The following is a 24,834-nucleotide window of genomic DNA, read 5'->3' on the forward strand; positions in this document are numbered from 1 at the left end:
ACAATCGCATCAGGAGAATGACACCGGTCCAGGGGAATGGGCAAATCGTTCCCTGTCGACGACCGTCAACACCCGGTCGGTGAATTATTGCACCCCGGTGCCGCGATTACGCCCGAACTCCCGGGTGTGTGGCCCTCTCTGCGAAGTCGAGCCAGGCCCTGGCACATTCCCGCGCCAGGTCCGCCACCGAATCAGCCTGGTGCGGCGGCACGTTGGCGATCAAACGATCCCATTCCCCCACCCGGACAATATGGAGCTCCAACAAGCGCAGCAGGAAACGACCGGTCTCAGTCATCCGGAAAGAGGGGTCCTGGCAGAGTGCCTGGTACCTCGCTATACGGTCCGCGGTACCGTCCCGGCACGACACTGCGGCCGGGCCCCAGCGCAGGGCCGGCTCCGCCGTACGCGGGGCGCGCTGCGGGAATGGAACGGACGGCGGTCCGGGGCGGGTCACGGAGACCGGTGAACCGTCGCCCGCCGACGCGCATTCCTCGGGAACGTCCCGGATACCGGGGCTCGCCTTCCGCCTCGGAAGATGCCTCACCCTGCCGTCCCGGCCGACCCGCACCGTCGACTGAGGAATTTCCTCAGTCGACCGCGCCCGTACGGCGCCGACGGTCTTGGGCGACAGGCCGGCGAGGCCGGCGACTCTGCGGTCCGACCAGTCGGGGTGGGTGCGCACGATGCGGGTGGCGGCTGCCGTGCGCTCCGCGAGGGTCAGGGGCAGTCCGTGCCCGACGTTCGCCTGGACCGCCCGGACGAACGCCTCGTCCTCGTCGCCCTCGAAGAACCGGACGTTGATCGTCTCACGACGCTTCAGTTCCGCCGCCCGTAGCCGGTGAACCCCGTCGATCACCCTCATCGTCTGACGGTGCACCAGAATCGGCGGGAGTGTGCCCTCGGATTCGGCCAGCAAACGGACGTGGGAATCGTCGACTCCCTTCTGCCGCAGCGAATCACCCACGTGAAGTGAGGATATCGGCACGGAACACACCGTTCTCCGGTCGTCGGATTCCGCTGTCGGGTCTGCTTGCCCTCCGAGCACCCTGCCGTTCGAGACGTCCATGAGCCCCCTTCTCCATCGAGCCACGCCCGACCTACGGAGTACACACCCTGAGAACGGCCCACGATTTCCGTGCCGTTCCGTGGTCTTCGACGGCAGGTGAATCGGACATCACGACGCTCCGCAAGCACCGCCGAGGCATCTGAGGCAGGGGTCGGCCCGGCAACCGGCACGACTCAGTCTTCCGGCACATGCACGGCCGCATCCTGGATGGCTGACACACTCGGGCGCTCAATTTTCGTGCCCCCGTCGAATGGTGCAAAGTGTCCACTGCTCGGTCCAGCGAGGGAATAGGAATGGATCACTTTCCATGCTGCATCGACAGACCCGGGTAAGCAATCTTTTTCAACCCTCGCATCAGCCCCTGACCCCGCTCCTGACACACATGGCGGGGATGGGAATTCGCACACCCTCCAGCCTCGTGGACCGCGAGGGGAAAAGCGTCTGAACCACATGCCGGGCGCTCGTTGGATCCAGGGCACCGGGCCTGCCCGCACGCGCCGAGTGCATGGTCGCCCAGCAGGCGCAAGCCGATGCGTTCACTGGTCCGTCAGGTACGGCCTTCCAGTAACTCCGCGAAATCCAGCCACAGCCGGGCACACCCGCGGGCTGCCTGGGCCACCGAAGACACACGGTGGCCGGGTACGGCCTCCAGTAAGGGCGTTGTCCTGTCACCCTGGAGAACGAGCGGAACGCTCAACATCTGCAGCAGCGTCCTGCCGCCGTCCGTCAGCCGCAGCGACGGGTCCTTGCAGAGCCGCGCCACCAGGGAACCCACATCCGCATCCCCGGTGCAGGACGACATACCCCCGGCCGCCCTCGAAGCGGTACTGCCCGAGTCGGTTCCGGCATCGGATTCACGAAACCTGAGCGGGACGGGGTCCTCACCACGGCGCACCCGCTCCCTCACGTCACGAGCAGTGGCAAGGGCGACTCCGGCTTCTGCGGCGATCTGCCGCAGCGAGGCATCGGGCCGCTCGGTCAGCAGCAGACCGGCCCTTCTGCGTCCCTCCGCCGGGTCCACCGGCCGTAGTCTTCCGTCTTTGCCCTCACGCGCGTTCAACTGCACGCCCTCGACAGTTGAACACCTCCGTACGGCCGCCACAGTGCCCGCGGTCACTCCTGAGGCCGAGGCGATCAGACGGTCCGACCACTGAGGATGTGTGCCCAGGATCCGCAGGACGGCAGCCGTGCGATCGGCCTGCGTCAACGGCAGCCCCCGCGACGAGTTCAACCGCACCGCCTCGACGAACACGTCCTCCACCGGCCCCTCGAAATAGCAGACGCCGATGCGGTCCTCCCGGCGGAGCCGGGCCGCATGGACGCGGTGAACCCCGTCGACGACGCGCAAGGTCGGCTTGTGTACGACGATAGGGGGCAACGGCCCGGTGATGCGGGCGAGTTTCTGCACATGCGCTTCGTCCACGCCCGCGGTCCGCGGCGAGTCGGTGCATCCCAGCGCGTCGAGCGGCAGAGTCGCGGCCAGGGTGTGACCGTCAGGAGTGGCTCGTTCCTGGTCCGCGGTCTGCCCTGCGTCGTTCGTGCCTCGAGCGGAATTCACGCGACACGACGCTAGACAGCGGACGATTGAGCGTCAATGCATCCGCTGGAGCAGACGGTCCTGTTCCAGCCGCGGCGGGCGGACACCTCGCGACTGCCCGGGAGAACCATTCGGCCTGTGCCTCTCGGCTCCTGTTTCCAGGTCATCACTCTCCTCGGCCGCCTGCGCACCCGGCGTCGCACCCGTCACGGACGAGGCATGCGCCCACTCAACTCCCGGAAGGTTGACCGGATCGCACTCACTCCGCGTCCCGAAAGGGTCCACACTGATCAGAGGTGGCGCTGTCCACTGGAGCGGACGTGTGAAAGGTGGCGTATGGACAGGGGTGGGGCAGATCGTCGCGACGCGAGTCGGCCTCTGCTGATGGACCTCGACGAACGGCTCAGCAGCCTGATCGCGGCCTTCTACCCGGACGAACGCAAACGCCCGGGATACGCGCGGCTCGCCCAGCTGATCCGGGAGAGCACCGGCAGAACGATCTCCGGGACCTATCTGTGGGAGCTCACCACCGGCCGGAAACGCAATGTGACGCTGGAGCAGCTTGCCGTACTAGCGGAGTTCTTCGGCGTCCCGCTCGAGTACTTCGTCAACGACGAGGTATCGCGTCAGGTCGATGCACAGCTGAAACTCGCGGTCGCACTCCGCGACACGAAGGTGCGCAGCCTCGCGCTCAGAGCCGAGGGCCTGTCGTCCGCGAGCTTGGATGCCCTCCTCACCATCGTCAACGAAGTCCGCCGCGTGGAGAATCTGGAGCAGGTCAGCGAAAAGGGGGAGCCGCCGCCCACCCGGCCCCAAGACAATCCGCCCCACGACGACCCCCACGCCGAGGACCGGCCGGACCGCCCCGGAGCGCGAAGAAGCTGACCTGTGCCCCCCCCTCGGTCCCGGTATCCCCCACGTACAGAAAGGGCCCCGACGCGGACACTCATGTCGAACGGATCCTTCAGGCTGCGACGTCGCTGCCAAACGGTGATCGACCGGCTGGAACTCCCCGCCACCCTGTCCATCGAGATCCTGTGCCGCCACATCTCAGCGCGGCGCGGGCGGCCGTTGCGTCTTCATCCGCTGCCGCGTGAGGCGGCCACCGCCGGCGCCTGCGGCATGTGGTTGGCCACCGATGCCGAAGACCACATCTTCTACGAACAGCGCACTGCGCCCCTCCACCAGGAGCACATCGTCCTGCACGAGATCGGACACGTGCTGTTCGACCACTGGGCGTCGCACGAGGACGGCGGCATCGGCTGGGGCTCGTTCCTGCCCGACCTCGACGTGAACGCGGTGCAGCGTCTCCTGGCCCGCACGAACTACGCCACCAGCCAGGAACAGGAGGCTGAGTTGTTCGCCAGTCTTCTCGGGCCCCTCATGAGCGAGACCTCCCGTGGGCACGCCGATGGCGCACTCGGCCGCCTGGAGGCGGCCCTGGGAGTGAACCCACCACACGACACGGCATGACCCGCGACGCAGCCACGCTCGGCGCCGAGTTGGAACTGCCCAGTGTGCTGCTGTTATGGGCCGCGGTGCTGCTGCGGGTGCCCTCCGGCCTGCGTTCGGCGGCCCAGCGGGGCGTGCTGCTGGCCGTGGTCACCGCGGCTGCGTCCATGACGCTCGATCTGCCGTCCGTCCTGCACGAGGCCGCCCGTCACAGTGAGGCCAACGTCGTGGCCGTGGCCAGGAACGCCCTCGGTGTTCTGTCCGCGGGAGCCGTGCTCTCCTTCGTGGCCCAGGTCACCACGGAGGGCCGCCGCTTCCAGACGGCCATTGTCCTGGCCTCCGGCTCCATGGTGACCCTCCTGCTCGTCCTGGATCTCGCGGCCGAGCCGCACCTGAAGATCGGCATCCCGGTCAGCGGGTCGCCGAACCCCTCCCTCGTCTACTGGCTCATGCTCATGAGCACGCACCTGGCGGCCAACGCCCTGTGTGCGTTGATGTGCCTGCGCTACAGCGCGACGCCCGCGCACCGGTCCCTGACCCTGAGCCTGCGCCTGTTCGGTCTGGGTACGGCTCTGGCGGGGGTCTACTGGCTGGGGTATCTCCTGCGAGTCACCACCGATGCCCGCTGGCCCCTGCCCTGGCTTCCCCTGCTCATGGACCTGCACGGCGTGCTGCGCGCCCTGGCCATCCTGGTGCCGACGTACACCGTGTTCCGGCGCGCCGTCTCCGACATCGCCACCGCCTGGCGGCTGTGGCCGATGTGGCATGAGCTCGTCACCGCTGTTCCGCACGTCGCCCTGGCCTCTCCGCGCCACCGGATCTGGGACGTCGTGTGGCCCCGGATGCCCTATCACGTGCTCGCATACCGCAGGATCATCGAGACCAGGGACGCCATTCTGGCACTTACGGACCATGGTCTTCCTCCCCAAGCGCCGCCGCCCCGCAGGCGGACCCGTGCCGAAGCGAGCCGGGACATCGCCGCCCTGGCCGCCGCGGTCAAGAGCGCCCGGGACGCGAAACTGCAGGGACTTGATCCAGCGCCCCGCACACCGGGCTTCATCTCGACGGGTGGCACGGACTTCGCCGGCGAACGGGCCTTCCTGCTCCGCATGGTCAAGGCCTACCAATCCGCACCGGCGCACGTCGGTGCAGAACCATCGTCGGCGGCGAAGGACTGAGCCCACCCTGAACTACGCGTCCCGGACGGCAGCCGTTTCGACCACCATCGATCCCCTGAACCGCCTTTTCATGTGCCGGCATGGTGCCCACACGCATAGCCGACCCCCGAACTATGTTGCCCCGCCCCATGTGCGCCTGACCTGCGGTTTCCTACGGTGTGGCGACACGCAAACGTCCCCGTCACACCCCAGGAAGTGGTGCCGATGTCGTCGCCCGCAACCGCTCCACCGGCCCCGAACAACCTCAAGCGCATCGTCGCCGCCAGCCTCATCGGCACCACCATCGAGTGGTACGACTTCTTCCTCTACGGTTCCGCCGCCGCGCTCGTCTTCAACAAGCTGTTCTTCCCGGACTCGGACCCCCTGGTCGGCACGCTGCTCTCCTTCCTGACGTACGCCGTCGGATTTGCCGCCCGTCCGCTGGGCGCACTCGTCTTCGGGCACTACGGCGACCGGATCGGGCGCAAGAAGCTGCTGGTGCTGAGTCTGCTGCTCATGGGCGGGGCGACTTTCGCGATCGGGTTGCTGCCGACGCACGCGACGGTCGGAGCAGCCGCGCCCGTGCTGCTGACCACCCTGCGCCTGATCCAGGGCTTCGCGCTGGGCGGCGAGTGGGGCGGCGCCGTGCTGCTGGTGTCCGAGCACGGGGATGCCCGGCGGCGCGGCTTCTGGGCCTCGTGGCCGCAGACCGGCGCGCCCGCCGGACAGTTGCTCGCCACAGGTGTGCTCTCCGTGCTGACGGCCACGCTCTCGGACGACTCCTTCGGCTCCTGGGGCTGGCGGATCCCGTTCCTGCTCTCCGGTGTGCTGGTGGTCGTCGGTTTGTGGATTCGTCTGTCTGTCGATGAATCGCCCGTGTTCCAGCAGGCGTTGGCGCAGAGCGAGGCCCGCAAGGCCGACCGGGGTGCGGAGGCCGAGAAGCCGCCGCTGGTGTCCGTGCTTCGGCACCACTGGCGGGATGTGCTCATCGCCATGGGCGCCCGCATGGCGGAGAACATCAGCTACTACGTCATCACCGCGTTCATCCTCGTCTACGCCACCACGTCGGCCGGCGTCTCCAAGCAGACCGCGCTCAACGCGGTGCTGATCGCCTCGGCCGTGCACTTCGCGGTCATCCCGGCCTGGGGCGCACTGTCGGACCGGGTCGGACGCCGTCCGGTGTACCTGCTGGGCGCGGTCGGCGTCGGGCTGTGGATGTTCCCGTTCTTCTCGCTCATCGACACCGGCGGCTTCGGCAACCTGATCCTCGCGGTCACCGTGGGCCTGGTGCTGCACGGCGCGATGTACGCGCCTCAAGCCGCCTTCTTCTCCGAGATGTTCGCGACCCGGATGCGCTACTCGGGTGCCTCCATGGGTGCCCAGTTCGCCTCGGTCGCGGCGGGTGCGCCGGCACCCCTGATCGCCACCGCGCTGCTGGAGGACTACGGCAGCTCCACCCCGATCGCCCTGTACGTCATCGGCGCGGCCGTGCTGACGGTCCTCGCGGTGGGAGTCGCCAAGGAGACCCGTCACCGGGACCTGGCCGATGTCGAACCGCCCGTGAGCACGGGGCCTGCGACTGCCGCCGCGGCGGACGCGCACACCGTGTGATCTCCGGGAGCCCGCCCCCCGTACGCGTCGCGTGCGGGGGTCAGCGCTGTGCGCGGGCCGACAACCGGTGCAGCCGCAGGGCGAGTTGGATCTCCAGGGCGCGGGCGGGGTCCTGCCAGTCGTCGCCCAGGAGGCGGGCGACGCGCTCCAGGCGCTGCGCCACGGTGTTGACGTGGACGTGCAGTTCGTCCTTGGTGCGGGCCGGGCTCATGCCGCAGGTGAAGTAGGCGTCGAGGGTGTGCACCAGGTCGGTGCCGCGTCGTTCGTCGTAGGCGACGACCTGGCCGATGGTGCGGTCCACGAAACCCGCGATGTCCCGGTCGCCGGCGAGCAGCAGGCCGAGGAAGCCGAAGTCCTCGGCTGCGGCCCCGTCGCCGGGGCGGCCGAGGAGGTACAGGGCGTCCAGGCAGCGTCGGCCCTCCGCGTAGGCTGCGGCCGCGGTGCCGGGGTGGGCGGCGAGGTCCTGGACGGGCGCGGAGGCACCGACGGTGACCGCCTCATGGACTGCCGCGCCCAGCTGGCGGGCGGTGCGGCGGGCCACCTCGGTGGCGGTGTCGCCGTCGGCCAGCGGCAGCAGCAGGACGGTGCCGCCGTCGCGGGCGGCGGCCAGGCCGTGCCGGGTCGCGGCGAGGTGGGAGGCGGCGGACCACAGGCGTCGGCGGGCGGCTGCCTCCTGGTCGGCGTCGGGTGCTGGGCCGTCGAGCCGGGCGGCGAGCACGACGTGGGTGGCGTCGAGGTCGGCGTGCAGCCGGGACGCGCGCTCGCGCAGTAGCCGCGGGTCGCGGTCGCGGGCGTCGAGGAGGTCGTCCAACAGCTCGCCGCGGACGCGCTGTTCGGCCTCGGCGGCCGAACGTCTGGCGAGCAGCAGCAACGAGGTGACCATCGCCGCCCGTTCCAGGGTGAGCTGGTCGACGAGGTCGAGGCCGGGGTGGCCGCGCAGGACGAGCGCGCCGAGCAGTTCGCCGCCTGCGGCCACGGCGGCGATCCAGTCGTCCTCGTGCCGGACGGCGTGCCCTTCGGCCCTGGACGCCTCCAGGGGGGCCGCCGGTGCGTCGACGGCCTCGGTGAACTCGACTGTCCCGTCGAGGACTTGGGAGACCGCCGCAGCCACGTCGTGCACTCCGCCGCCGCGCAGCACCAGCTCCGCGAGCCGGTCATGGACGTCGGAGGCGCGCTCGATGACGCCGCTGCGGTCGCGGATGATCTCGTTGGCGCGCTCCAGGCCGGCCAGGGCCGAGCGGGTCTCGGTGAGGAGGTTGGCGGTGTCGATGGCGGCCGCGGCCAGTGCGGCGAACGAGCCGAGCAGCGCGATCTGCTCGCGTTCGAAGACCCGGGCGCGCCGGTCGGCCGCGAAGAGGACGCCGATGACGTGGTGGCCCAGCATCAGCGGCACGCCGAGGATGGCGACCAGGCCCTCGTCCCGCACACCGGCGTCGATCGTGTTCGTGTGCTGGAAGCGGTCGTCCTTGAAGTAGTCGTCGGTGACGTACGGGCGGGCGGTCTGGGCCACCAGGCCGCCGAGCCCTTCCCCCATGCCGAGCCGCAGCTGCTGGAAGCGGGCCGCGACCGAGCCCTCGGTCACCCGCATGTAGGTGTCGCCGCGGTCCGGGTCGTTCAGGCTGAGGTAGGCGATGTCGGTGCCGAGCAGGGAGCGGGCGCGCTGCACGATCGCTCGCAGTACGGCGTCCAGGTCCCGCAGGCCCGCGAGGTCGTGGGCGGTCTCGAAGAGCGCGGAGAGCTCGGCCTCCCGGCGGCGGCGCCCCTCCAGTTCCGCGCGCACGCGCAGCGCGAGCAGTTTGGCCTGCTCCAGCGCGGCGATCGCCGCTGCGGGCCGTCCCTCGGCGCGGGCCAGCAGCACGGGCTGCTCGTAGGCGTCGGCGGACGCACCCCTGGCCAGCAGCTGAAGGTACGGCGTCTCGGCGCCGGTGGGCGCCGGAGCCGCGGCTTCGGCGTCGGTGCGCTCGGCGGACTGCACGTGATCGCGGGACATGCTCACAGGATTCCTCATCCCACTGTCACCGGGTCGGCCCTGTGGACAACTCGATCCTGGCCGGGCCCGGGCCTGGTCAGTGCGCGGTCCAGCCGCCGTCGAGGACGAGCGAGGTGCCGGTCACGAAGGATGCCTGCGGGCCGCACAGATAGGCCACGGCCTCGGCGACCTCCTCCGGTTCGATGAGCCGTTTGACGGCGCTGTCCTGCAGCAGCACCTCCGCCAGGACGCGCTCTGCGGGGATGCCGTGCGCCTGCGCCTGGTCGGCGAGCTGCTTCTCGACCAGGGGGGTGCGCACATAGGCCGGGTTCACACAGTTCGAGGTGACGCCGTGGGGTGCGCCTTCGAGGGCGGCGGTCTTGGACAGGCCCTCCAGACCGTGCTTGGCGGCCACATACGCCGACTTGTAGGCCGAGGCGCGCAGTCCGTGGACGGAGGACACATTGACGATGCGGCCCCACCCCTGACCATACATGTGGGGCAGCGCTCCGCGGATGAGGCGGAAGGGTGCCTCCAGCATCACGGTGAGCACCGTGCGGAAGACCTCGGGCGGAAACTCCTCGATGGGGCGCACCAGCTGCAGCCCGGCGTTGTTGACCAGGACGTCGGTGCCCGCGGCGGCGAGTTCGGCGGCGTCGAGGTCGGTGAGGTCGAGGACGTGCGGTTCGACCGTGCCCGCGAGGCCCAGGGCCTGCTCGGCCAGCGTGTCCAGGCCGTCGGCGTCCCGGTCGACCGCTCTCACCTTGGCCCCGGCGGCCGCGAGGCGCAGCGCGCAGGCGCGGCCGATGCCACCGGCGGCGCCGGTGACGAGGGCGGTGCGGCCGCCGAGGTCGAGGGAGGGGTCCTGGCGGGCCGGGAGGGCGCTGGGCGGGGTCATGTCTCGACCCTAGGCAGCTCCCCCGCCTCCCCACATGTGGTCACGGCCCATAGTTCACTCGGAACTCATAGGCTCGAACCATGTGGGTTCGTCGGACAGGGCTTGCTTGATCCGGAAGTAGTGGTAGTCGGTCATCTCCGGCAGCTCGTCCAGCGTGAACCAGCCGACCGCCAGGGACTCGTCGTCGTTCACCCGGGCCTCGCCGTCGATGACGTGACAGCGGAAGCAGAGGTCCATGAACTGGCAGGTGTCGCCGTTCGGGTAGGTGACCTGCCGACCGGACCGCACCGTGATCAGCCGCTCGACGGCGACCCGGACGCCCGTCTCCTCCTGTACCTCGCGTACGAGGGCTGCGGCGGGTTGTTCACCGGGGTCCGGGATGCCGGAGATCAGCGCCCACCGGTGGTTGTCGGCACGCTGCCCGAGCAGGACTCTGCCCTCGTCGTCGAAGACGACGGCGCTCACGCCGGGGAGCCAGAGCAACTGGTGGCCTGCGGAGGCCCGGATCTCGCGGATGAAGTCAGGGGTTGGCATGACACCGACCCTAAAGGGCCGGTGTCCCGGTCCCGGCGCATTTCGCGGGGCGTGCGCTGGGCGTACGGCTACACGCTCCGGGCGCGCCGCCCACGCACTCCGGCGCCGATCGCCCAGCCGAGTCCGCCCGCGGCGACCAGCACCAGGGCGATCTCCGGCAGGATGCCCACCCGGGTCGCGGGCGTCTCCGAGGAGCGCAGGGGCACCTTCTGCACCAGGTGGGCGTGGACGAACATGCCGGTCTTCTGGGTGATCTTCCCGTCCGGCATGATGACCGCGCTGACGCCGCTGGTGACCGGCACGGTGACGGTCCGGCTGTGCTCGACGGCACGGACACGGGACATGGCGAGCTGCTGGTAGGTCATCTCGCTGCGGTCGAAGGTCGCGTTGTTGCTCGGCACGGAGATCAGCTGCGCCCCGTCGGTGACCTCGGAACGCACGGCCCAGTCGAAGGCGGCCTCGTAGCAGGTGACCAGGCCGACCTTGGCGTGGTCCATGCTGAACACGCCCGGCTTGGTGCCCCGGCTGAAGTCCTGACGTTGCATCGAGGTCCAGTTGCTGTTGATCGCGCCGATGAGCGAGCGCATCGGCAGGTACTCGCCGAACGGCTGGATCTGCCGCTTGTCATAGGTGTCGAGCGGGCCCTTCTTGGGGTCCCACAGGATCTGCTCGTTGTACCACTTGCCGTCCCGCTCGACGACGCTGCCGACCGAGATGGGCACGCCGATCGCCTTGGCCGCGCTGTCGATGACGGCGTACGCGTCGGCGTTGTCGAAGGGGTCGACGTCGGAGGAGTTCTCCGGCCACAGCACGAAGTCGGGCCGCGGGGTCTTGCCGGCCTTGACCTCGGCGGCCAGGCGCATCGTCTCGCGCGCGTGGTAGTCGAGCACGGCCCGCCGCTGGGCGTTGAACTCCAGCCCGGAGCGCGGCACGTTGCCCTGGATGAGAGCGACGGTCGCATAGCCGTCCTCGGCCTTGTCGCTGACCAGTGAACGGGCGGCGACCGCGCCGACCACCGGGACGGCCACGCTCAGCAGGGCGACGGCCGCGGCCGACCGCTGGAGGGCCCGGGTGCGCCGCGCGTCCAGGACGAGGCGTACGACCTCGTAGAGGCCGAAGCCGCACAGGACGACCGCGAAGCCGAGGACCGGGGTGCCGCCCACCGCGGCCAGCGGCAGGAAGACGCCGTCGGCCTGTCCGAACGCGATCTTGCCCCAGGGGAAGCCGTTGAACGGCACACGCGCGCGTGCCGCCTCACCCGCTATCCACACCGCTGCCGCCCACACCGGCCACGCGGGCAGCTTCGACACCGCTGCGACACCCGCGCCTACCAGCGCGATGAAGATCGCCTCGATCGCCACCAGGGCCAGCCAGGGCACGGAGCCGACCTCCACGCCGGTCCACACCAGCAGCGGCAGCAGGAACCCGAGGCCGAAGAGGTAGCCGAGGCCGAGGCCCGCCTTCCAGCTGCGGCCGCGCAGCACCCAGCCGAAGACGGCGAAGGCCGGAACGGCCAGCCACCACAGGGTGCGGGGCGGGAAACTGACGTAGAGCAGCACTCCGGAGAGCGCGGCGGCGAGGGCCGGAACGAAGCGTACGAGGCGCGCCGCGCGCGATGAGGGCGCGGTCTGCGGCTGCAACTGGTCCGACTCGTCCACGGAGGTTGCGGTGACGGTCACTCCGGGAGTGTACGGCGCGTGACCTTGACACGGACAGCGCGGTCCGCAGAGCAGCACCGGGCCCTGCGTGGCGCTGGGGGCGCGCCGTTTCTGCGTAACTAGGCCCAGCTCATCCACAAAACGTCCATCAGCCGTTACGGTGTGCCCAGCCACAGTCGCGCGGCCGGTCACGGCCTCGGCGGCCTGGGTCGTGCGAGGTCGGGGGGCTTCGGTCCGGTTCGGGGGGCGGGGTGGGTTCCACAAGGATGACGTCTGAGGCCGGTCCTGGGGAGGTCGGCGAGAGACGAATCGTTTCTGACGCGGTGGGCGTGGTGGTGCTGGGGGCGTGTGCCACCTGGTCGCTGGTCACGGCGACCGTGCATGACGGCCGCCCCGAGGGCGTGCTGCTCGCGGTGCTGGCCGTGGCGGCCGGTTATGCCGCGGGGCGGATCTGCGGGGCACTGCTGCCGGTGGCCGCCCCATGTGCCGGAGCGCTGGCCGGGCCGGCCCTGGCGGTGGCCGTGCCACACCTCGCGCCCGGGCCGCAGATCGTGACACCCCTCGGCCACGCCGGTGCCACTGCCGCGCTGCTGACCCTGTGCGTGGGCGCGGCGTGCTGCGCGGCCTGGGCCGCCGAGTCGCCGGCCGTGCGGTTCGCCATGGGCGCCCTGGCGGCCGGCATCACCGTGACCGCGGCCGTACTGGGTTCGACCAGCGGTTTCGTCATCTGTACCGCCGTATTGCTGTGCTCGCTGGCCGCCGGCCGTACGCACAGCCGCGCAGCGGGCATTGCCGGTCTCGCCCTGACCGCGGCCCTGGTGGCCGGTCTGACCTTGGGCATCGCCGGAAATGCCCTGCCCGACGGACTGACCACATCCTTGGAGGGCCCACTCAGCCGGCACCGGGTCCAGCTGTGGCAGGACGCCCTGCATATGGCGCACCGCAACGCGGCCCTGGGCGTGGGCCCGGAGCGATTCGGTGATCTGAGCACGACGGCGGCCCGGACGCTCCTCTCGGACGGCAAGCCGCACTCGGCGCTGCTGCAGCAGGCCTCGGAACAGGGCGTCGTCGGCGTGGCCCTGCTGGGGGCGTCCTTCTGCTGGGTGCTGCATGCGCTGTGGCGCTCCCCACGGCCCACGCCGGTGGTGCTGACTGCGGGGGCGGCCCTGACGGCGCTCGCGGCGATCGCCGCGGTCGGCAATGCGCTGAGCTTCACCGCCGTGTCGGTCGGTGCGGGCCTTCTCGCCGGCCTGGCCACTGCTCGTCCGCTCGCCGAGGAGTCACCGCAGCAGGAGGTACGCGTACGCCCGCGCGGTGACCGGCTCACGCCATGACGGAACCGCTCAGTGCAGTGCGCCGGTCGTGCCCGGCCGCAGGCGGTCGCTGATGACCCGGACCGCGGCCTCGGCGTTGTCCACGGTCACCGTGAACGTGTGACCGTCCCACAGGCGCAGGATGACGCCCTCGCCGCGCCGCACGACGACCGCCGTGCCCTTCTCGGGCCGCCAGCGGTAGCCCCAGCCGCCCCAGTGACGCGGATTGACGTGCGCGGCGAATTCGGCGCCGGCGACATGGGAGAGAGGGATGCGGCGGCGCGGCACACCGATGTGGCCGCAGCGCACCTCGAGGCATTCCGTGTCGAGCTTCAGATCGACGTGCAGGAAGGCGAGCGTGCCGAAGAGGACCAGCAGCCCGGCGGCGATGCAGCCGACGACGGCCATGACGAGCGGGGCGATGCCCGACGTCCAGGCGGAGTCGACGGCCAGCTCGATGCCGAGCGCCATGACGGCCGCGCCGGCCAGCGCCGGCAGCCACTGGACCCGCTTGCTGGCGTGTCCGGTCCAGACGTCGGAGTGCTTGGCTGTCTCGCCGTGGGGGTGGTCCCTCATGGCTACGAGGTTACTCAGGTTTCGCTGAGCGGGCACAGAGTCGCGGAGTGTGACTGTGCCGACCAGGGCCGTCAGTGGCGTCCCCCGGGTCACCGGGCGGGACTGACCGCCTTGAGGAAACGTCCCTCCTCATACGTCAGCGCGGTGTCTGGCAGCTCGGCCTCTCGGCCGCTGAGCAGCACCGTGAGGGAGCCGACGGCGGGGGCCTCGGGGGCGGGCTGCTCGCCGATCCGGCGCAGGCCCTGGGCGACCACCGCGCCGGCGGTGCCGTGCAGGATGAGCGGCGGCCGGTCGGGCTGCTGCACGGCGGCGCGAATGCGCTCGGCGACCAGTTCGTAGTTGGTGCAGCCGAGGACGAGGGTCGTGATCTCGTCGGGGGTGCGTGCGGCGGCCGCGGCGACGGCGGCCTCGACCGCTGCCTCGTCAGCGTGGTGCACCGCGTCCGCAAGCCCGGGGCAGGGCACTTCGGTGACGTCCACACCCGCAGCGAACTCGGCGATGAGACCGCGCTGGTAGGGGCTGCCTGTGGTGGCGGGGGTCGCCCAGATGGCGACGGGGCCGCCGCCCGCGGCGGCGGGCTTGATCGCGGGCACGGTGCCGATGATCGGCAGCTCCGGCTCGAAACGGGCGCGCAGCGCAGGAAGAGAGTGCACTGACGCGGTGTTGCAGGCGACGATCAGAACGTCGGGCTTGTGCGCCGCGGCAGCCCCGGCGACGTCCAGGGCGCGCTCCGTGATGTCCTCCGGGGTGCGCGGTCCCCAGGGCATTCCGTCCGGGTCCCACGACAGGACGAGATCCGCGTCGGGCCGCAGACGGCGCGCCACGGCGGCGGCGGGAAGCAGACCGATTCCGGAGTCCATGAGCGCGATCTTCACCCGGCCACGATAGACGATGGGCCCTTGAGGGCAGGCCGGGTGGGGCAGACTGCGCGAGTGAGCGCCATTGCGTGGATTGCCGCCGTATCACTCGCCGCCTGGCTGTGGCTGCTGCTCTGTCAGGGCTTCTTCTGGCGCACGGATGTCAGGCTGCCGCCGCGCCGGGATCCTGACGAGTGGCCGTCGGTGTGCGTGGTCGTCCCCGCGCGTGACGAGGCCGCAGTGCTGCCCGCGAGCCTGCCTTCGCTGCTCGCCCAGGAGTATCCGGGCCGGGCGGAGATCTTCCTGATCGACGACGGCAGCTCGGACCGCACCGGAGTGCTGGCCCGCGAACTGGCGGAGACACACGGCGGACTGCCCCTGACCGTCACCTCTCCCGGCGAACCGCCCACCGGCTGGACGGGCAAGCTGTGGGCCGTGCGGCACGGCATCGGGCTGGCACGCGCGCGCAGGCCCGAATATCTGCTGCTGACGGACGCGGACATCGCACACGCGCCGGACAGCCTGCGGGAGCTGGTCGCCGCCGCGCGCACCGGCGGTTTCGACGTCGTCTCGCAGATGGCCCGGTTGCGGGTGGAGAGCCTGTGGGAGCGCCTCGTGGTGCCGGCCTTCGTCTACTTCTTCGCCCAGCTGTACCCGTTCCGCCGGATCGGCGGGAAGGGGACGCGGACGGCGGCCGCCGCGGGCGGCTGCGTGCTGCTGCGCGCCGAGGCGGCCGAGCGGGCGCGGATCCCGGACGCGATCCGGCACGCGGTCATCGACGACGTGGCGCTGGCGCGCGCGGTCAAGGGCAGCGGCGGACGCGTCTGGCTGGGGCTGGCCGAGCGGGTGGACAGTGTGCGGCCCTATCCGCGGTTGCACGACCTGTGGCGGATGGTGTCACGAAGCGCGTACGCGCAGTTGCGCCACAACCCGCTGTTGCTGCTCGGGACGGTCGCCGGACTGGTCCTGGTGTATCTGGTGCCGCCCGCGGCGCTGGTCGCAGGTCTCGCCACCGGGAGTGGGGCAGCCGGGGTCCTCGGGGGTGCCGCGTGGCTGCTGATGACGGGGACGTACATCCCGATGCTCCGCTACTACGGCCAGCCGCTGTGGCTCGCGCCGCTGCTGCCGTTCACCGCGTTCCTCTATCTCCTCATGACGGTCGATTCCGCGGTGCAGCACTACAGGGGACGTGGCGCGGCCTGGAAAGGCCGCACCTACACGCGCCCGGACGCCGTCGCGGACGAGCACCCCCTCTAGGGCGCTCACTTCCTGCCGGGAGTCCAGTTCATACCCCATCCGTAGGCGTAGTCGACGGTGCGCTGGGGGCTCACCCCACGCTCGGGGACGAGGTAGCGGGCCTCGCGCTGGACGACCAGATCGCTGCCCGTGTTGGTGATCAGAGCGAGGGCACACACCGTCGAGGGGACCGTGCACTCGTCGAGTGAGAAGTCGATCGCGGCGCCGTACTGCGGCTGAAGCGTGACCGCGGCGTGCAGGTCGGCGAAGGACCGCGCGCCTTCGTAGATGGTCACGAAGACGAGGATCCGCCTGAAGTCCTGCTTGTGGTCGAGGTTGATCGTGAGGTTCTCGCCGCTCGCGACGGCGCCGGTGCGGTCGTCGCCGTCAAGGTGGATGTACGGCGGCCGCTGCACGGCCCCGAAGGCGTTGCCGAGGGCCTGTACGACGCCCTTGCTGCCGTCGGTGAGTTCGTACAGGGCGCACAGGTCGAGGTCGAGGTCCGCGTGCATGGCGACCGCGCGGCCGCGTTTGCTGCCCCATCCCGAGAACTGCTTGCGCACCTGCCAGTTGAGGTTCACGCGCATGGCGCCAGAGGTGCCACCCTGTTTGGCCAGCGACACCGCGGGGGCCGCCTTGGTGAGCGTCACCTTGCTCAGACGGACCGGTGGGGCAGGGGGCGCGGGTGGCGGGGGCGGCTGCACGCCGGCCGGCGGGGGCATGTGGACCGGTGGTGCGGTGGGCGGGGGCGTGGTCATCGGCGGCGCGGCTGGGGGCGGGGGCTGGGGCATCGGCGGCGCGGCCGACGGTGCGGGTGCGGTGTGCTGCGGTTCGTCCACCGTGATCCCGAAGTCCGCCGCCAGGCCCTCGAGTCCGGTGCTGTAGCCCTGGCCGACGGCGCGGAACTTCCAGGCGCCCTGGCGGCGGTAGAACTCACCTAGCACGAAAGCGGTTTCCACACTTGCGCCCGTGCTGTCGAAGCGGGCCACCACACCACCCTGGGCGGCGTCGCGGACCTCGATATAGAGGTCGGGGACCTGTCCGAACGTGCCGCCGTCCGCGGAGGCGGCGAGGACGACGGTCTCGATCGCGGGCTCCACGCGCGCGAGATCGACAAGGAGGGTGTCGACGATGCGGCCGCCGCCGTCGCGCTTGCCCTCGTGCCGGACCGCTCCGGAGGTGTGCGCGGGCTGGTTGTAGAAGACGAAGTCGCCGTCGGAGCGGACCTTGCCGCCCACGAGCAGAAGTGCCGACGCATCCGCGTCCGGCACACCGGGCCCGGAACTCCAGCCCAATTCCACCCGCAGTGCCGCCGTGGGCACCGGGGTATTCGATCCTTTCGGCATTGACATGTCCGCCCCCATCACGTGTCACCGCGCCAGTCCGGGTCCCGGCGGCTCTTCCGGTTCTCTACCCGCACAACCTATTCCCCGGGACGGCGAACTCCCACGAGGAGCACAGGAAGACCGGTGACCAACCCGCCGGTAACCGGTCCCGAGCTTGGCCTTTACACGACCGGTACCTCGTTCGACGCCCTTTTTTGCCAAGTTCGCTCGCATTGGGGATCCCGCGTCACTGCGAACACTCAAAACAACCCTCTTATCGGTCTCCCCAACTAGCACATCGAGGGCTTAACTTATGAGCCATGACCTCCCCCCGCTCCACCTTCGGCGGCGGTTACTACTCCGCCTTCCCGGACACCCCGATCTACGACAGGCTCGTCGCTGAGCGGGGCACCCCGCAGATCGCTCCGATCCGGGTCCCCGCCGCGTACGACGCGCCGGGCAGCTACCTGCCGGCTCTGCCGTCGGCCCTCCCCGCCCTTCCGGCGGGTCCCTCCCAGCCCTCCTACGGCTATCCGCAGGCGCAGCAGCCGGCTCCGCTGCAGCAGGCGCCCGCGGCCTACATCCCTCAGCAGGCCACGGCGCGTGGCTATCCCGGCCCGCAGCAGCCACAGCCACAACGGCCGATGGCGGCCGGCACCGGCTACGAGGCGATGCGCCCCGCGGCTGCCCGGCCCGCCCCGGCTCCCTACCAGGACCAGTACAACAACCAGCAGCAGTACCGCGGCTACTGAGCCTCCTCCCTGGTTGTCACTGCCACCTGGCACGATGGCCTGATGGGGAACGCGCTGCTGCAGTCGATTCACGTCCATCCGGTGAAGGCGTTCCGGGGCCTTGCGCCCCGGGAAGCCGTCGTGGAGCCCTGGGGGCTGGCCGGAGACCGGCGCTGGGTGCTGATCGACGACGGGGGAAAGGTCGTCACACAACGTCAGCAGCCGCGCCTTGCGCTGGCCTCCGCCGAGCTCGTGCCCGGCGGAGGCGTTCGTCTGTCCGCGCCGGGCATGGACCCGCTGACCGTGCCGGTGCCGCGGCCGGTCGGCACGGTGCCGGTGGAGATCTTCGGCGAAAAGGCCGAAGGGGTCCCCGCCGCGGACTCGGCGGCGCACGCCTGGTGCAGCGACTATCTCGGCACCGATGTGCGCCTCGTGCACATGGACGACCCGGCCACGCGCCGCCCTCTGGACCCGGAGTACGCACGACCGGGCGAGACCGTCAGCTTCGCCGACGGCTACCCGCTGCTACTCACCACGGTCGCCTCCCTCGACGCTCTCAACTCTCTGATCGCCCAAGGCGCTCACCCGGCCGAGGGGCCGCTGCCGATGAACCGCTTCCGGCCGAACGTGGTCGTGGCCGGCACCGCCGCCTGGGCGGAGGACGACTGGTCCCGCATCGTCATCGGCGAGGTCACATTCCGCATCGCCAAGCCGTGCGGGCGGTGCGTGGTGACCACCACCGACCAGGGCACCGCCGTACGGGGCAAGGAACCGCTGGCCACGCTGGGACGCCACCGCCGCATCGGCGGCATGCTGGCGTTCGGCCAGAACCTGGTACCCCTCTCCCCCGGCACGGTCCGGGTCGGCGATCCGGTGACGGTTCTCGTATGACGGGCTCGCGGCCGGCGCTCCAGGACGGCTGCGGGGCCGCCCGCGCAGAAGGATCGCCCCGCACCGAGGGGCCGGGGGAAAGATCCGGACAAGGACCGGTGGGCGGGAACCAGGGTCGGGGGCCTGGGCGTTGGGTTTTCGTGAGAAGTTCATGAGAGGCCCCGGAAACAGGTGATTTCGATCTCTCTTTGACCGGGCCCGCGGGTGAACGGCTCCGCCGGGGGTTATCACGGAGCGGGAAGGGGGTGCGGGACAGTGCGAGCAATCGGCGGACTCTGGCGCTGGCGGCACAATCCGCTGCGGCGCACGAGCGATCTGGTCGAGGCCTGGGTCGCGCTGCTGGCGCTGCTGCTGATCCTGGTCGTCGCGCCCGTGATCGGTTCGCTTGTCAGCGGCGTCGCCGAGGACGCCCTGCAGCAGTCCGTCCGCGACCAGCGCGCAGCCCGCCACCCGGTGACGGCCACCGTGGTGCGCAAACTGGACCGTTCCCCGCTGGACACCGACCCCGAGACGTCCTCGTCGCGGGACCTGCGCAGCCGCGTGATCGCCGACTGGACCGCACCGGACGGCTCCGGCCACCACGGCGCGACCCTCGCGGAGCTCAAGTCCCCGCACCGCGGCGACCACTTCAAGATATGGACGGACCTGCACGGCCGCATAGTGGCCCGTCCACTGGACTCCACGACGGCGACGACGCACGCGGTGCTCGCCGGGTTCGGTGCCGCCATGCTCACCGCGGGTGCCGTCGAGGGCTGCCGGCGGCTGATCGTCTGGCGCATGGACCGTCGCCGGTACGCCCGTTGGGACCAGGCCTGGGACCGGGCGGGCCCGGACTGGGGCAGGACCGGTACCGGCAGCTGACGGCCTTACCGCTCTGGTCAACCCACCGCCCGCGCGCACGCTACGGTGGACCGGCCGAACGCAATCGGCATCAACCCGCGTATCACGAGGTGGGGGCACAGCAACGCCATGGCACAGGGCACGGTCCAGGTGACGCACACCGGCACATCGAGGTGGCGACGCCGCACGGGTGAGTACGCATCGCTCGCCGCCGCCCTGGAGGCCGCCGCCGACGGTGACGTCCTCACCGTCGCACCAGGCACCTACCGGGAAAACCTCGTCGTCCAGCGGTCGGTGACACTGCGCGGGCCGGAAGGCTCTCCCGGTTCGGTGCGGATCGCACCCGTGGACGGGGTACCGCTGACCGTGCGTGCCTCGGCGGTGGTCCAGGACCTGCACGTGGAGGGACAGGACGCGGCGGCGCCCGCCCTGCTGGTCGAGGAGGGCACGCCGGAGCTGCTGGACGTGCGGATCATCACCCGGTCCGCGGCGGGCATCGAGGTGCGCTCGGGCGCGCGCCCCACCGTGCGGCGCTGCACCGTCGACAATCCGGCCGGCATCGGTATCGCCGTACTCGACGGCGGGGGCGGGTTGTTCGAGGAGTGCGAGGTCGTGGCCGCCGGTCAGTCGGGGGTCGCGGTCCGCGGGGGTGCGCACCCGCGCTTCGAACGGTGCCGGATCCATCACGCCTCGGGGGCGGGGCTGTCGGCGACCGGGGAGAACTCCGCGCTGGAGGCGGTGGGTTGCGAGGTGTACGAGGTCCGGGGCAGCGGCGTCCAGATCACCGGCCGGGCCACCGCGCACCTCACGGACTGCGATGTGCACCGCACCACCGCGGACGGTGTCACGCTCGACACGGACGCGGTGCTCACCCTGGCCGACTGCCGCATCCACGACATCCCGGAGAACGCGGTCGATCTGCGCTCGCGTTCGGTGCTCACCCTGACCCGGACGACGGTGCGTCAGTTCGGGCGCAACGGCCTGTCGGTGTGGGATCCGGGCACGCGCGTGGACGCCAACCAGTGCGAGATCTTCGACAGCACGGGCGACTACCCGGCGGTGTGGGTCAGCGACGGCGCCACCGCGGTGCTGGAGTCCTGCCGGGTGCACGACGTGCCGGACGCCCTGTTCGTCCTGGACCGCGGTTCGCGCGCGGACGTCGTCGACAGCGACCTGTCCCAGGTCCGCAACACGGCCGTGTCGGTGAGCGACGGCGCCACCGCACAGCTCGACGACTGCCGCATCCGGGACGCCGCGACGGGCGCCTGGTTCCGCGACCACGGCAGCGGCGGCACCCTGAACAGCTGCACCATCGACGCCACCCAGACCGGTGTGATCGTCACCAAGGGTGCCGACCCCACCATCGAGCGCTGCACGGTGGACTCCCCCGCCGAGGCGGGCTTCTACGTGTCGGCGGGCGGCCGCGGCAGCTTCCTGGGCTGCCGGGTGACGGGCAGCGGCGGCTACGGCTTCCATGTGATCGACGGCAGCCGTACGACGCTGAAGAAGTGCCGTACGGAGCGGTGTGCGCGCGGTGGGTACGAGTTCGCGGAGGGCGGCGACCCGGCCCCCGGTTCGGGCCCGGTCGTCGAGGACTGCACCAGCGACGAGAGCGCGGGCCTCAGGCCGCCCGCGGCCCGCGAGACCGCCATACAGACAGCCGGCCAGTCGCCCGGCCTGCTGGGCGCGATCCCGGGGCAGCGCAGCACCGAACAGGAGCCGCTGCTCGCCGCCGCGCAACCGCAGGAGCCCGAGCCGTCGACGCGGACGTCGAAGGCCGTGCTCGGTGAACTCGACGCGCTCGTGGGCCTGGACAGCGTCAAGCGCGAGGTCCGCGCGCTGACCGACATGATCGAGGTGGGCCGGCGCCGGCAGCAGGCCGGCCTCAAGGCGGCCTCGGTCAAGCGGCATCTGGTCTTCACCGGCTCGCCCGGCACCGGCAAGACGACCGTGGCCCGGCTCTACGGCGAGATCCTCGCCTCGCTCGGCGTACTGGAGAAGGGACATCTCGTCGAGGTGTCCCGGGTCGACCTGGTGGGCGAGCACATCGGATCAACGGCGATCCGCACCCAGGAAGCCTTCGACAGGGCGCGCGGCGGTGTGCTGTTCATCGACGAGGCGTACGCGCTGTCGCCGGAGGACTCGGGCCGGGACTTCGGCAAGGAAGCCATCGACACCCTGGTGAAGCTGATGGAGGACCACCGGGACGCCGTCGTGGTGATCGTCGCCGGCTACACCGCCGAGATGGAGCGGTTCCTTTCGGTCAACCCCGGTGTGGCGTCCCGTTTCTCACGGACCATCACCTTCAGCGACTACGAGCCCGACGAACTGCTGCGGATCGTCGAGCAGCAGGCCGACGAGCACGAGTACCGGCTGGCGCCGGGCACCGCGGAGGCGCTGCTGAAGTACTTCACGGCACTCCCGAAGGGCCCGGCGTTCGGCAACGGCCGGACCGCCCGCCAGACCTTCGAGGCGATGGTGGAGCGGCACGCGGGCCGGGTCGCCCAGGTCGACGAGCCGAGCACGGACGTGCTGACCCTGCTCTACCCCGAGGACCTGCCCGAGTCGCCCTGAGGCCCTGTCTCCGGGCGGGGAGCGGGTACCTCCGCACGCAGGCGGGCCAGCAGCCGTTCTCGCTCCTCGGCGAAGGCCGGATCGGCCTGGTAGTCACCGTGGCCCAGGATCGGGGCGGGCAGCGGGTGCTGCGCGGTGCGGCCGTAGGCGAGAGGATCCTTCAAGGGTGCGCGGTCGACCTCCGGGCCGCAGTCGCCGGGCAGTCGGACCGGGCCGCCGATGGGGTCGGTGAGCCGGTAGAGATTGCGCCAGCAGTCGACGTCGTGGTGCAGGGAGCGGAGGGCGGCGGGACCGAAATGGGCCGGGAACCAGCGGCCGTAGAGGCGCTCGATCGGGGAGCCGTAGGTCAGCAGGGCGACCCGGCTGCGCACGGACGGCTTCAGCTGCCAGGCCGCGGCGGCCGCGAGCACGCTGCCCTGGGAGTGGCCGGAGATCACCAGGCGGCCGCCGGTGGCACTCGTCCAGGTCGCCATCCGCCAGGTCAGGTCGGGCACCGCACGCTCGGCGTAGCAGGGCGGGGCGAAGGGGTGGGCGGCGCGCGGCCAGAAGGTGCCGACGTCCCACAGGACGCCGATGGTGCGCCGGGCCGAGGCGTCCTTGTAGGCGCGCCTGCCCCAGGTGACGAACAGTATTGAGCCCAGGCCGATCAGCCATGAGCCCAGGGCCTGGGCGGTCTGTGCGGCACCGTGCACGAAGGCGAACGCGTGCTGCGCGGCCTGGCCCGGCGCCTCTTCGGTGATCTTCGCGCCGAGGAGGGCTCCGGCGCCCAGCAGCAGGGTCGAGACGGAGGTGACGGCGACGACGAGCGGGCCGCGGTCGGTGAGCGTGGCCAGCGCGCGCGTGGTGGCGATGCGGCGGGTGCGGGCCGCGTCCTTGGGCTCGCCGGGGTAGTCGAGCTCGACGGTGCCCAGTTCGGCGCGGCGCAGCAGCCAGGCCCGTCGGCCGAGTCCGGCGCAGAACACCAGCAGGACGAGGAGGAGCACCGGGATCACGGACGCCTGCCAGGTCAGCAGGACCGGCGGGCCGTCGATGGAGGTGCCGGTGCCGTCCAGCCAGTCGGACACCCGCTGGGAGACGCCTCCGGACATCACTCCGCCCAGGGCGCAGGCCAGCATCGCGACGGCGGGTCCGCCCTGGCCGTGCAGCACGGCGCGCGGATCGGGGTGGCTGCGGTACAGCAGGTGGGCGACCACCGCGAGGGCGATCACCAGTAAGCCCTGGAGCAGGGCGAGGGTGCCGAAGGTGGTGCCGCCGCCGGGCAGCAGGCCGGCCGAATGCCAGCCCGGGCGCTCCCAGCCCGCGTACACCGCGGAAAGCAGCAGCAGGACGAGGGCGGTCAGCGGGAGGCGTCGTACGAGGTGCTCGTCGAGTTCCCGGTCGAGACGGTTCTCGGTGCGGCCTCGGCGGCAGACCACCCACACCACGACCGCGGCGGTGGCGACGAGCGCCACTTCCAGGAGCCCGCCCACGGTGTCGAGCGCCGCGGGACCGCCGGGTCGGCGGTCGAAGCGTGCCGCGGAGGACACAACCGCTGCGGCGACCGTCAGCAGGCCCGCGGCGGTGTGGGCTGCGCGCAGCCGGGCGACCAGGCGGCGGCCGTACCAGAAACCCGGCCGCCCCAGGGCGGTGCGGCCGGTGTCCTCGTCGGGTTCGGGCCGGCGGTCGATCGGCTGCTGGGACTCGTACGCGCTCCAGGTGCGGTGGGAGAGGTACCACAGCAGGGCGGTCAGCGCGACGGGCACCAGCGCCGCTACGGCGAGCCGACGGCCTGGCCTGCTCCACCAGCCGTTGTGCGACATGGCGGGCGACAGGAAGCCCAGCCAGGAGTGCCGCTCGGCGCACGCGCGCGTGCCCGCGCACTGCCAGGCCGCCAGGTCCAGGGCGACCTCGCAGGCGGCCGCGACCAGCAGCACCGTCAAGGTGAGGCCCGCCAGCCGCACCAGCAGCCCGAAGAGGCGGATCGTCCGCCGGTGGCCGTGGGCGGTGGGCCGCATCCAGTGGGCGAGGTTGACCACCATGAACGGAAGGAGCAGCAGCCACAGGGCCCGCGCACTGTTGCCGGAGGTGAGATTGCACCAGACGTAGGCCTCCGGGACCGGTCTGCCGCGGTAGTCCTCGGGTCTGCTCTCCGCGTCGACGTCCTCGGCGCGCCGGAAGACGGCCGCCGTGTCGTCGCCGGTGATCCGCACCGTGCGCGGATCATTGAGCATCTCCTGGGGTGTGGTGCCGCCCACGCCGTGGACCAGGAGTTCCAGGGCGGTTGCGGATCCCTCGGGCCCCGGGACGGGGCCGCCGATCGAAACACGTTCCTGCGCACGTTCCACTGTTCGCACTTCCCCCGTGCCGCGCCGTCTTCTTGTGTCCGTGCGGGCACAAGGATCTCCGCTCGGACGGTGGCGTACACCCGTGAACACGGAATCTCCCCGATCCGGGTGATCTGCGGGGAACAGAAGGGGCATTGGTGGCATGCGCGCGTCGGGCAGGTGGCGTCGTGGGGGCCCACCCGTGCAAGGATGGGACGTCCGCGCACCGGGACAGGGGAGAATGCCCTTGTCGGAGCAGGTGTGCAGGGCAAGTCGGACGGCTTGAGACGAAAGGACCGGAGCGTA

The 24,834-nt window shown here is 71.1% G+C and carries 20 protein-coding genes; 10 read left to right on the top strand and 10 right to left on the bottom strand.

Translation table 11 applies throughout. The features are described from left to right. Positions 1–106: 106 nt before the first annotated feature. Together LJ657_RS15255 and LJ657_RS15260 are read right to left on the bottom strand one after the other, a co-directional pair. On the bottom strand, positions 107–1,066 hold the full coding sequence (locus tag LJ657_RS15255; RefSeq protein WP_232649131.1) for a ParB/RepB/Spo0J family partition protein: 960 nt from the start codon (positions 1,064–1,066) through the stop codon (positions 107–109). Positions 1,067–1,613: 547 nt separating this feature from the next. Continuing rightward, positions 1,614–2,624: a hypothetical protein gene (locus LJ657_RS15260; RefSeq protein WP_232649132.1), complete on the bottom strand. Its 1,011-nt coding sequence runs from the start codon at positions 2,622–2,624 to the stop codon at positions 1,614–1,616. A 363-nt stretch (positions 2,625–2,987) separates the two neighbouring features. On the opposite strand from LJ657_RS15260, the gene LJ657_RS15265 reads away from it, so the two are divergent. From LJ657_RS15265 to LJ657_RS15280, 4 genes are all read left to right on the top strand, one after another. After that, positions 2,988–3,488, top strand: coding sequence for a hypothetical protein (locus LJ657_RS15265; RefSeq protein ID WP_232649133.1), 501 nt, complete (start codon positions 2,988–2,990; stop codon positions 3,486–3,488). 63 nt (positions 3,489–3,551) lie between these two features. After that, complete coding sequence (locus tag LJ657_RS15270) at positions 3,552–4,076, top strand: zinc metalloprotease (protein WP_232649134.1); 525 nt, start codon at positions 3,552–3,554, stop codon at positions 4,074–4,076. Then, positions 4,073–5,233 (top strand): MAB_1171c family putative transporter, encoded by a 1,161-nt coding sequence (locus LJ657_RS15275; RefSeq protein WP_232649135.1) that lies wholly within the window; start codon positions 4,073–4,075, stop codon positions 5,231–5,233. Before LJ657_RS15270 ends, LJ657_RS15275 begins: the two co-directional genes overlap by 4 nt. 204 nt (positions 5,234–5,437) lie before the next feature. Further along, positions 5,438–6,823, top strand: coding sequence for an MFS transporter (locus tag LJ657_RS15280; protein WP_232649136.1), 1,386 nt, complete (start codon positions 5,438–5,440; stop codon positions 6,821–6,823). A 40-nt stretch (positions 6,824–6,863) separates the two neighbouring features. Here LJ657_RS15280 and LJ657_RS15285 read toward each other — a convergent pair whose 3' ends face one another. The 4 genes from LJ657_RS15285 to lnt form a co-directional block, all read right to left on the bottom strand. Beyond that, a complete protein-coding gene (locus tag LJ657_RS15285; protein WP_232649137.1) occupies positions 6,864–8,813 on the bottom strand; it encodes a helix-turn-helix domain-containing protein in 1,950 nt (649 codons plus the stop codon). 76 nt (positions 8,814–8,889) lie between these two features. Then, positions 8,890–9,690 carry a 3-hydroxybutyrate dehydrogenase gene (locus LJ657_RS15290; RefSeq protein WP_232649138.1) on the bottom strand — a complete coding sequence of 267 codons (801 nt, stop codon included), beginning with the start codon at positions 9,688–9,690 and terminating at the stop codon, positions 8,890–8,892. A gap of 54 nt (positions 9,691–9,744) precedes the next feature. After that, positions 9,745–10,224, bottom strand: a complete 480-nt coding sequence (locus LJ657_RS15295; protein WP_232649139.1) for an NUDIX hydrolase — start codon at positions 10,222–10,224, stop codon at positions 9,745–9,747. 68 nt (positions 10,225–10,292) lie between these two features. Next, positions 10,293–11,903, bottom strand: a complete 1,611-nt coding sequence (gene lnt / locus LJ657_RS15300; RefSeq protein ID WP_232649140.1) for an apolipoprotein N-acyltransferase — start codon at positions 11,901–11,903, stop codon at positions 10,293–10,295. A gap of 245 nt (positions 11,904–12,148) precedes the next feature. Here lnt and LJ657_RS15305 point away from each other — a divergent pair, with 245 nt between their 5' ends. Then, positions 12,149–13,216, top strand: a complete 1,068-nt coding sequence (locus LJ657_RS15305; RefSeq protein WP_232649141.1) for an O-antigen ligase family protein — start codon at positions 12,149–12,151, stop codon at positions 13,214–13,216. Between the two features lie 9 nt (positions 13,217–13,225). Here LJ657_RS15305 and LJ657_RS15310 read toward each other — a convergent pair whose 3' ends face one another. Together LJ657_RS15310 and LJ657_RS15315 are read right to left on the bottom strand one after the other, a co-directional pair. Further along, positions 13,226–13,771, bottom strand: a complete 546-nt coding sequence (locus LJ657_RS15310; protein WP_232649142.1) for a hypothetical protein — start codon at positions 13,769–13,771, stop codon at positions 13,226–13,228. 89 nt (positions 13,772–13,860) lie between these two features. Further along, complete coding sequence (locus LJ657_RS15315; RefSeq protein ID WP_232649143.1) at positions 13,861–14,646, bottom strand: glutamate racemase; 786 nt, start codon at positions 14,644–14,646, stop codon at positions 13,861–13,863. Between the two features lie 39 nt (positions 14,647–14,685). Here LJ657_RS15315 and LJ657_RS15320 point away from each other — a divergent pair, with 39 nt between their 5' ends. Next, positions 14,686–15,885 carry a glycosyltransferase gene (locus LJ657_RS15320; protein ID WP_232649144.1) on the top strand — a complete coding sequence of 400 codons (1,200 nt, stop codon included), beginning with the start codon at positions 14,686–14,688 and terminating at the stop codon, positions 15,883–15,885. 5 nt (positions 15,886–15,890) lie between these two features. On the opposite strand, the gene LJ657_RS15325 is transcribed toward LJ657_RS15320, so the two are convergent. Further along, positions 15,891–17,210, bottom strand: a complete 1,320-nt coding sequence (locus tag LJ657_RS15325; RefSeq protein ID WP_232649240.1) for a TerD family protein — start codon at positions 17,208–17,210, stop codon at positions 15,891–15,893. A gap of 299 nt (positions 17,211–17,509) precedes the next feature. Here LJ657_RS15325 and LJ657_RS15330 point away from each other — a divergent pair, with 299 nt between their 5' ends. The 4 genes from LJ657_RS15330 (at position 17,510) to LJ657_RS15345 (ending at position 22,225) form a co-directional block, all read left to right on the top strand. Then, positions 17,510–17,941 (top strand): DUF6643 family protein, encoded by a 432-nt coding sequence (locus LJ657_RS15330; protein ID WP_232649145.1) that lies wholly within the window; start codon positions 17,510–17,512, stop codon positions 17,939–17,941. A 42-nt stretch (positions 17,942–17,983) separates the two neighbouring features. Then, complete coding sequence (locus tag LJ657_RS15335) at positions 17,984–18,811, top strand: MOSC domain-containing protein (RefSeq protein WP_232649146.1); 828 nt, start codon at positions 17,984–17,986, stop codon at positions 18,809–18,811. A gap of 255 nt (positions 18,812–19,066) precedes the next feature. Further along, positions 19,067–19,672 (top strand): Rv1733c family protein, encoded by a 606-nt coding sequence (locus tag LJ657_RS15340; protein ID WP_232649147.1) that lies wholly within the window; start codon positions 19,067–19,069, stop codon positions 19,670–19,672. A 108-nt stretch (positions 19,673–19,780) separates the two neighbouring features. Beyond that, entirely contained in the window at positions 19,781–22,225 is a 2,445-nt protein-coding gene (locus LJ657_RS15345) for a right-handed parallel beta-helix repeat-containing protein (protein WP_232649148.1), read from the top strand. Here the strand turns inward: LJ657_RS15345 and LJ657_RS15350 are convergent. Beyond that, positions 22,195–24,549: a lipase family protein gene (locus LJ657_RS15350; protein WP_232649149.1), complete on the bottom strand. Its 2,355-nt coding sequence runs from the start codon at positions 24,547–24,549 to the stop codon at positions 22,195–22,197. The genes LJ657_RS15345 and LJ657_RS15350 overlap by 31 nt on opposite strands. Positions 24,550–24,834 lie beyond the last annotated feature (285 nt).

This window comes from Streptomyces guryensis (assembly GCF_021261325.1).
In the GTDB taxonomy this organism is placed as follows: domain Bacteria; phylum Actinomycetota; class Actinomycetes; order Streptomycetales; family Streptomycetaceae; genus Streptomyces; species Streptomyces guryensis.